The organism is Flavobacterium sp. 38 (assembly GCF_057799715.1).
Genome location: NZ_JBYNWZ010000009.1, coordinates 153,369 through 162,320 on the forward strand (window position 1 = coordinate 153,369; position 8,952 = coordinate 162,320).

The window sequence follows — 8,952 nt, forward strand, 5'->3', positions numbered from 1 at the left end:
CCCGATAGAAGTGGAAATCCTTTTTTATTTTTTCTTTAAAAATAAAAAAGATTGCAACGAATAGCGGGATTAGCTCCTAAAAATTTAGCTGTATAATTACATCAAACAATTTAAAATAAATAATATAAACAAATTAAAAAATAACATCATTATGAGTACCACACAAGAATTACATCAAGTATTTGCAACTGCATTTGAAATACCAGTAGAATCAATCACACCCGATTTAGAATATCAGGGCATTGTAGAATGGGATTCTATGAGCCATTTGCTTTTGGTTGAAGAACTGGAGCGATTTTATGACATAGCCATTCCGATGGAAGATATTCTGGAAATGGGAAACATCGATAAAATAAAAGCAATACTGAAGAAAAACGGTGTAGAAATCCAATAATTTCAAAAGAAAAAAGTATGGAACTTTATGATTTAATTCAAAAGAATAAAAAATTAAATTTTATAGATGCAAAGACCAAAGTTGTCAAAACGTTTAAGCAAATACACGAATCGTTAGATATTGAAGATCTGCGTGCGGTTGTTTTTATTTATAATGACAATCAGCTACCAGCAATTGAAACGTTTTTGAATTTTTATCAAAAAAAATATACCGTAGCCTTGCTGAATGCGGGTTTGCATCCTGAGTTTAAACAAAACTTGGAAGATGAATATAGGCCCGCTTATATCTTCGATCCGTCCAGAACGGAAGTTGAAAGTTATGATTTAAAGCAGGTTTCTGCAGACATTTCTCTATTTAAAAGAAAAGAAATTCGCCTCTACCCTATTCATGGCGATGTGAAACTTTTAATGAGTACGTCTGGGACTACGGGTTCGCCCAAATTTGTTAAGATTTCAGATTACAATCTGGTTCAGAATGCTTTATCTATTATGGAGTACATGCCAATAACGGAACACGATGTTGTTCCGTTAAATGTGCCCATTAATTTTGTGTACGGCTTTTCGATTTTTACAACCAACTGCATCAAAGCCAAAACCATTGTGTGTACCGACAGAGATGTGCTCCAAAAAGAATTCTGGTCAGATCTTACGGAATATGGTTATTCTACACTGAGCGGTGTTCCTTATTTTTATGAGTTGCTGCAGCGCTTTGGCTTCTTTAAAAAAGACACTCCAACATTACGTTATTTGACTCATACGGGTGGAATGCTCAATCAAGAACTGGCAAATGTGATTTCAAATTATACTGATAATTACAACAAACTGTTTTTTGCACAATACGGACAAACCGAAGCCAGCGGCAGAATGGCTGTTTTACCGCCAAACGATTTTAAGGATAAAGGAACTTCTATAGGATTTACGGTAAAAAACGGAAGGTTTGAAATTGATGAAAACACTGGAGAATTGATTTATTACGGGCCAAATGTTTCTGGCGGTTATGCCAACAACATCTTTGATTTACAGCATTATGATGAAACTGATAAACTATATACTGGCGATTTAGCCGAAAAAGATGAATTGGGCTATTACCATATTAAGGGACGTATAAAACGCATTATGAAATTGTTTGGAATGCGCTTAAACCTGGACGAAGTTGAAGTTTTATTGAAAAATGAGTTGGGCGGGCAAACCTTTATCTGTATAAGTGTTCAGGATAAATATCTAGGCGTAATACATCAGGACGAAACTTTATCTCGCGAAACCATAACTCAAGTAACAAAGGAAAAATTGGGATTGCATGCCAGTTCGATAAAAAACTATTATTTCGACCAAGTGCCTCTTACTGTTAACGGTAAAGTCGATTATCCCGCAATCAATAAAATTATTAACGAAAACAAAAATTCATTTGCAGCAGCAAAAACAGCTGTTGGATAATTTCAATTATTGAATAACTAAAATACAAAACCATGGAACAGCAAAGCAAAAGAATTCCAGCACTTGATCTGATAAAAGGAATGAGTGTCATTGGAATGATTATTATACATACACTCTTGACATTTGCAGATGTAAAATCGCAATCAGAAAGTGCTATTGGGGTTTTTATTGTCTTTCTAGGCAGAGGAACCTCTATATTTCTAATCTGTATGGGAATAACGTTTATGACCTCGCGCCATCAAAGTCTGAAAAGTTCTATAACGCGTGGCGTACTGCTTTTGGGCGCGGCACTTTTAATGAATTTTTTAAAGTTCATTTTTCCTGTACTTTTTGGTTTTGCACCCGATAATTTCATTCAGAGATACGGCTGGCACGGACCAATAGAACAGCAATATGTGTATCTGATGTTATTGGGTGATATTTTGCAATTGGCAGGAATGTCTTTGCTGTTCGTTGGTTTTATTAGAAAATATATCACCAACAAATATGGAATCTTAGCCATAGGAATGTTGATTGCATTAGTTTCCAGAGAAGTCAGCGGTATCAATATTGATATTCCAGTGGTTAATTATGTGTTAGATCTTCTTTTCAATAATGATTTTCCAGCATACGTTTATTTTCCAGTTTTTCCTTGGATGTCTTTTATTATCATCGGAATGTTTTTTGGAAAATGGTATCAGGAACTGAATTATAACAGACCGCAGTTGTTTAAAAAAATGCTGTATATCGGCTTTGTATTTGTTGCTCTGGGTGCTCCGTTAGTTTTTATTTATGGAGATTACAATTACAATGGATTTTACCACATGGGTCCGGGCGGGGTTATTTATTTCGCGGGCTGGACCTTAATTTTCCTTTGGATTCTTTTTAAAATATCCGTACACATTAAAGAAAATAAATTTACAAGGCTTTTAAAATATTGCAGCAAGAACCTGACGACCATGTATATGACGCAATGGATATTAATTTCTTGGGGAAAAGGCATTTTCGGTTTCAGATCGAACGGAATAACCACAGTACTGGCGCTAATTGTTATGTATATCGTTCTGACTTTTTCGGTTCAGATACTAATAGATTTCCTGAGAAAAAAGAAGCAGAAAGCCAAAGTTATAGAAGCTCTGAATTAAATTTTTAATATATTTTATTAAACCTTTGGATATTATTAATAGATAATTTCATACTTTTGAAGCTTTATTTATTCTAAATAAGAATAGTTTTTAATTCTAAGTATATTTCATGAAGCTCAAAATAGCATTGCTCTTTTTATTGTCGACGACATTTTTAATGGCTCAAAACACGATCTCTGGTAAAGTGAATGATGAATTTGGAAACCCGTTAGCGGGAGTTAACATTCAGCTTTTAGGCACCGAAATAAATGTTAAAACAAATGCCAGCGGATTATATAAAATTGAAAATGCAGCTATGGGGCGTTATACAATTGAAGCTAGTTTGGAGGGCTATATTTCGAAAAAAGAAACCGTTGTTTTAGAAAATTCAAATGCTACTATCAATATAGCGTTAGAAAAAGCTGAAAAACCATCAAAAGATGCAGAGAAATTAAATGATGTCTTTGTAAAAGGTGTATCTGAAAAACAGAAAAAAGAGGAAACAGCACAAGCCGTTTCTGTAATAGAAATGAAAGAAGCGAAGTTCAAAACTACCGATTTAGGAGAAGTTCTTGCCCAAACACAGGGTATTAATATTCGACGTACAGGAGGTTTAGGTTCCAGAACCAATTTTTCGATGAATGGACTGACAGGAAATCAAATCCGTTTTTTCTTAGACGGAATTCCTTTGGATTATCACGGCTATACTTTCGGAATTTCGACAGTTCCTGTAAACTTAATTGATCGCGCTGAGGTTTATAAAGGAGTTGTTCCTATCGAATTTGGCGCAGATGCACTTGGCGGTGCTGTCAATTTAATTACTCCGAAAATTAAATCTGGTTTCAGCGGCTCTTTGGCAGCGCAGGCGGGATCTTTTGGAACTTACAGAACCTCTTTAGTACTTAGCAATTATGATAAAAATACTGGCTTTTTTATAAAAGGAAGCGGATTTTATGATACCTCACAAAACAACTATAAAGTAGATGTTGATGTTGCCGATAATGCCGGAAAGCTTAAAAAAGTCACGGTACCTCGATTTCATGATGCCTACGAAGGTTATGGAATACAGCTGATAACTGGTGTAAAAGACAGAACTTGGGCAAAAGAACTGAGCATAGAAGGATTTTATACGGATTACAGCAAAGAAATTCAGCACAACCAATTAATGGTTGGAGTTCCCTATGGAGAAGTTATGACCTATCGAAAAGCGGCTGGAACTGTACTTACTTATCGCAATGACTTTGGCGAAAATTTTAATTTAGATATTATCTCAGGATACAATTACAGAGAACGTCAATTTACAGATGTATCTGATTACGTTTACAATTGGTATGGCGAACGCATTGAAGGTTCTGCTGGAAATGTCAGCGGTGAAATTTCTGAATCTACTGGTCCAAGCGATACTTATACTTGGAATAATGATATTTTCTCACGCCTGAAAGCTTCATGGAAAATTAGCGATAAATACGCCGTGAATTTTACTTCCGCTCCTACCTATTCCAAACAAACTGGAGACGACAGACTTATTACAGGTTATGATCCGGCAAGTGCTATACGAGATTTGTTTACTTGGGTAAATGGAGCTGATTTTAAAATAAATGCCTTAAATGAAAAATTAGAAAATATACTTTTTGTTAAAAATTATCTGCAAAAAGTCAATTCTGAAGAAAAAATACCTTCTAATAATACCGTTATAAAAGAAGACAGAAGCGTAAATTATTTTGGTTTTGGAAATGGATTTCGTTATAAATTTAACGAACAGTTTTCTACAAGGTTAACCTATGAATATGCTACTCGTCTGCCTCAGACAGACGAATTGTTCGGAGACGGCCAATTTATTCAAGGCAATTTAAATTTAAAACCAGAACGCAGCCATAACTTCAATTTTGAGCTTTTTTTCAAGTCTAAAACAAATGCCGAAAGAAGCAGCTGGCAGGCTCAAACCAATGTGTTTTTAAGAAAAATAGACAATCAGATCCTTTTTGTTCCAGCTTTGGATCGTAATAATATCTATCAAAATGTCTTTGCAGCGACTTCTAAAGGAATTGAAGTTTCTGGGAGCTGGACTTCTAAAAATGACAGACTTTCATTTCACGCCAACAGCACTTATCAAGATTTTTACAATGACTCAGACGAAGGAATATTTGCTGCTTACAAAGGTGACAGAGTACCCAACCAGCCTTATTTTTTTGCTAACGGAGGCGCTAATTATTCTTTTCATAACCTAATTGGCAAAGAAGACAAATTGGCTCTTTTTCTGGATGCAAGATATGTGTACGAATTTTATAGAAGTTGGGAAAGTGCTTCTACAAATCCATTCGTTATTCCGAGCCAGTATAACATTGATTTAGGCGCGACTTACCATAACAGCCTACGCGGTTTTAAATATGCCCTAACTGCAGAAATACAAAACATAACCAACGAAAAAAATTATGACTTTTTTGGCGTGCAAAAGCCCGGAAGAGCATTTAATATCAAATTAGTAACTCAATTTTAATTATAATTATTTAACCAACAAGTTTATGAAAACAAATAGATTTTTTATAAAAAATGCTGCATTAGCCATAATGTGTTCAGTACTCTCATTAACATCATGTAGTTCAGATGATAATAAAACAGATGATGGAGGCCAAGGTCAAAATCCAGCAGTTATTGCATCAGTTCGTGTGAAAAGCCCTAGTGGAGAAACTATTTTTTATTTGGGAGCTTACGATAAATTTCCTTCAACTCTTGATTATAAAACAATGACAGAGATAGGGCCTGGCGCTACGATATATTCTTATGGAGAACATCCATATGTTTGGAATGGTACAGCTTCAACTTTAACGAAATATAATGTAAGCAACAACATGAAAATTTCGGCTGCAGATGCTTTAAGCCTTACTGGAACTGGTGTTAGCGGTACTTTTGGACCTCCTGCTTTTGTGTCTGAAACAGAAGCTTATTTTTTTGCGTTAAACGATGGGAAAGTTATTAAGTTCAATCCAACTACTATGACTATTGCAGAAACCATTTCTGTCACTGCCCTTCCGCTAAGTAATGATGCTGCTGTTAAAACATCAACTTATATGAGTTACGTTACTTCTGCAAAAAAAATCATTTTACCAGTGGCAGCAACTCCTACTGATTTTAATAAGTTTCCACAATATGCTCAAATTGCAGTTTTTGACATAGCATCAAAAGCTGTTAGTTATGTTAATGATACCCGCATGTCAATGGGGTATGATACTTTTGCAAAAGGAAATGATGGTAGTTTATACTACAGACCATCTCGTGCTACAGCCCTTTCATTAGATTATAGTACTGTAACTGGTAACCCAACGCCAGGTGGATTGTTAAAAGTAAATCCTAATGGAACGTTTGATTCTACCTTTTTTGTAGATTTAAAGGCTGTTTTAAATGCACATTCAGTAAATGTAGTTTCATATGTTCATGATAACAAAGCACTTACTCAATACTTTGATAATACTTTTACGCCACCTGCAAAACCAGCTGATTGGTATAAAGTTCCAACAAAATATGCGCTTGTAGATTTAAAAACAAAAGAAATAGTGCCATTTACATCATTTGAACAATACGGAACAGTATATACAGTAGGAGCAATTGACGGTGTTGAGTATTATGGAAATATTCCTACAGATAATAATAATTTTAAATATAGACTTTTAAAACAAAAAGGAGCTGCAGAATTTGAAGCAATTTCAGAAGCTAGTGGCAGTTTAATATTTGTTGGGAAATTGAGATAACAAAATGACAAGCATTATTTTTTTGGAGTTAATCTTCTTTTAGCAAATGCTATCTTAGGCTTAGATATACTTTAAAATGGGCTAAAATAAATATAATTATTTTAGCCCGTTTTTAACTAAGTTGAATCAATTAATATTAAAAACCAAAATTCTCATCAATTCCAATTTATCGAATTATTATTTTACCTGATTTGACTTTTTTATTTCCTGAAAGAATTTTATAGTAATAAAGTCCTTTTTGATATCCTGAAGGAATATTCCAGTTTACAACTTGATTAGGCTCAACAACTCCTCTAAATACTGATTTTTCATTTTGTAATTTATCTGAGTAAACGACAATATTTATTTCTTTATTGGTTGAGAAATTAGTTGCAAAATTAACTTCTTCTGATGTTGGATTTGGATAGACAGTCATAATTTCATCTAGTTCACTTTGTAAATTTGTTTCAGTAAGTGACGTTCTATTGCTATTTAAAAGCGGAATCTCTACCCAATTACTATCTGAAAATTTATTTCCAGATGCTACTCGCCTATAAATATACATTGGCCATTTAATATTTTCTCCTTCCCAATATTCATTGTGCAACCAAGAAGGAATTTCTAAATTTTGTCCACTTCCTTCTATAACAAACCCATCAGGTGCTGGCACTTCATCTATATATACTATCCATGAATACTGATATGTGCCAGTCCCACCTGTTGGCAAACTACCAGAAATATTATTGCCATTTAGAGTAATTACATTATTTTCTATAGTTGGCAAAGAAATTACCGTGACAGTTACCTCGTTACTTGTACTGGTAACTGCGTATGCAGCTGATGTAACAATTCTTCTGTATGACGTTGTTGAAGTAAGAACACCAGGTGAATAATTTTTGTTAGTAGCACCTGAAATATTCATCCATGAACCATTTGCAACCTTTTGTTGCCATGTGTAAATAAAAGTTCCATCGCCTCCAGAAGGAGTAGATCCACTTATAGCACTAGTAGATTGCCCTTCATTAATTGTTTGATTACCTGAGATGACATTGTTGCTAATTGGATCCGGAATCTTTGTAACATTTATAATATCGCTTTTATAATTTAATAAAGTATTTCCAGGAGGACTGTACTGTACATAAACATTACCTCCAACATCATCAAAATCAGATCTATATAAAGTAATTTTAAAAGTTTTCGATTGAGTTCTACCATTCATCATTTGGAAACTTCCATCAAATCCATTTGTGGGAATCGAAGGTCCCTGTGTATGACTGTTTCGTTTATAATAAACCGCTATCTTTCCCAAGGCAGTTGGGTCTTCATTATAAGATGTAGTAACTGTTGCCGTTATGGATACATTAACAGATTGAACATTTGTACCGAAATTTATTGTTGTGGCATCCATATTCAGAACTTTCAACTCAGTAACTGTAACGCTTACAGACTGTCCAAATGAAAGAATGCTTAATAACAATAAAATACTAAGAGTAATTTTTTTCATATTTAATTTAGCTTATGTGTTAATATTCTTACAAAGATATTCATTATTTCTATTAATCCTAAATAAAAATAATAAAATTACATTACATTTTGTAATATTTTTCAGCCAACCTGCAAAACCTGCTGACTGGTACAATGCTCCAACAAAATTTGCACTTGTAGATTTAAAAACTTTAAAAGTTGAACCTTTTACTTCTTTTGAAAAATATGGAACAGTATATACTGTAGGTACAATTGATGGTGTAGAATATTATGGTAATATCACAGCTCCTGATGGGAAATTTAGTTTATTAAAGCAAAAAGGTGCTGCTGAATTTGAAGCTGTTTCTGAAGCTCTTGGCGGTAGTTTAATCTTTGTTGGGAAGTTGAGATAATACTGGATTCAAACTTTCATTAGTTTCTTTATAAAAAAAGAAGAAACGGTTTTTTGTAAAACTGTTTCTTCTTTTTTATAGTATTGTTTTATTAACGTTTTGATCTTGTTTTGATCATTTTTTACTTATCCATAAGTGCAACAAAAAAAGTAAAAACTTCCTACTAATTTCTACAATTAAAAATGCAAATATTTTAATCATTTTATTAACTTTGAAATGCGAAAAAATGCCTAAAATCGCATTTTCATAACAGCTAAAAAAGCAATAAGTTCTTATCTTTAAAGGGATTCAAAGCTATTAGATTACTATCCTTTTGGAATGCTGGTGCCAAACAGACATAAGTCTGCCGATAGCTACCGTTATGGGTTCCAGGGACAGGAAAAAGATGACGAAATTCGTGGCGGGGAAGGGAATTCTATT

7 protein-coding genes are annotated in these 8,952 nt (G+C 33.8%); 6 read left to right on the plus strand and 1 reads right to left on the minus strand.

All coding sequences use genetic code 11. The features are described 5' to 3' along the window. Positions 1-151 precede the first annotated feature (151 nt). The 5 genes from AC3E9W_RS19200 (at position 152) to AC3E9W_RS19220 (ending at position 6,676) form a co-directional block, all read left to right on the plus strand. Positions 152-394, plus strand: a complete 243-nt coding sequence (locus AC3E9W_RS19200) for an acyl carrier protein (protein ID WP_306157419.1) — start codon at positions 152-154, stop codon at positions 392-394. 17 nt (positions 395-411) lie between these two features. Then, entirely contained in the window at positions 412-1,827 is a 1,416-nt protein-coding gene (locus tag AC3E9W_RS19205; RefSeq protein ID WP_488769631.1) for an AMP-binding protein, read from the plus strand. 32 nt (positions 1,828-1,859) lie between these two features. Continuing rightward, the gene (locus AC3E9W_RS19210; RefSeq protein WP_488769632.1) at positions 1,860-2,951 is read left to right on the plus strand and encodes a heparan-alpha-glucosaminide N-acetyltransferase domain-containing protein; all 1,092 of its coding nucleotides are present in this window, start codon (positions 1,860-1,862) and stop codon (positions 2,949-2,951) included. Positions 2,952-3,060: 109 nt separating this feature from the next. Then, complete coding sequence (locus AC3E9W_RS19215) at positions 3,061-5,427, plus strand: TonB-dependent receptor (RefSeq protein WP_488769633.1); 2,367 nt, start codon at positions 3,061-3,063, stop codon at positions 5,425-5,427. Positions 5,428-5,452: 25 nt separating this feature from the next. Next, positions 5,453-6,676, plus strand: coding sequence for a DUF4374 domain-containing protein (locus tag AC3E9W_RS19220; protein ID WP_306157427.1), 1,224 nt, complete (start codon positions 5,453-5,455; stop codon positions 6,674-6,676). 166 nt (positions 6,677-6,842) lie between these two features. On the opposite strand, the gene AC3E9W_RS19225 is transcribed toward AC3E9W_RS19220, so the two are convergent. Continuing rightward, positions 6,843-8,063, minus strand: coding sequence for a DUF8696 domain-containing protein (locus tag AC3E9W_RS19225; protein WP_488769634.1), 1,221 nt, complete (start codon positions 8,061-8,063; stop codon positions 6,843-6,845). Here AC3E9W_RS19225 and AC3E9W_RS19230 point away from each other — a divergent pair. Continuing rightward, complete coding sequence (locus tag AC3E9W_RS19230) at positions 8,053-8,532, plus strand: hypothetical protein (RefSeq protein WP_488769635.1); 480 nt, start codon at positions 8,053-8,055, stop codon at positions 8,530-8,532. The two genes, AC3E9W_RS19225 and AC3E9W_RS19230, sit on opposite strands and share 11 nt — an antisense overlap. Positions 8,533-8,952 lie beyond the last annotated feature (420 nt).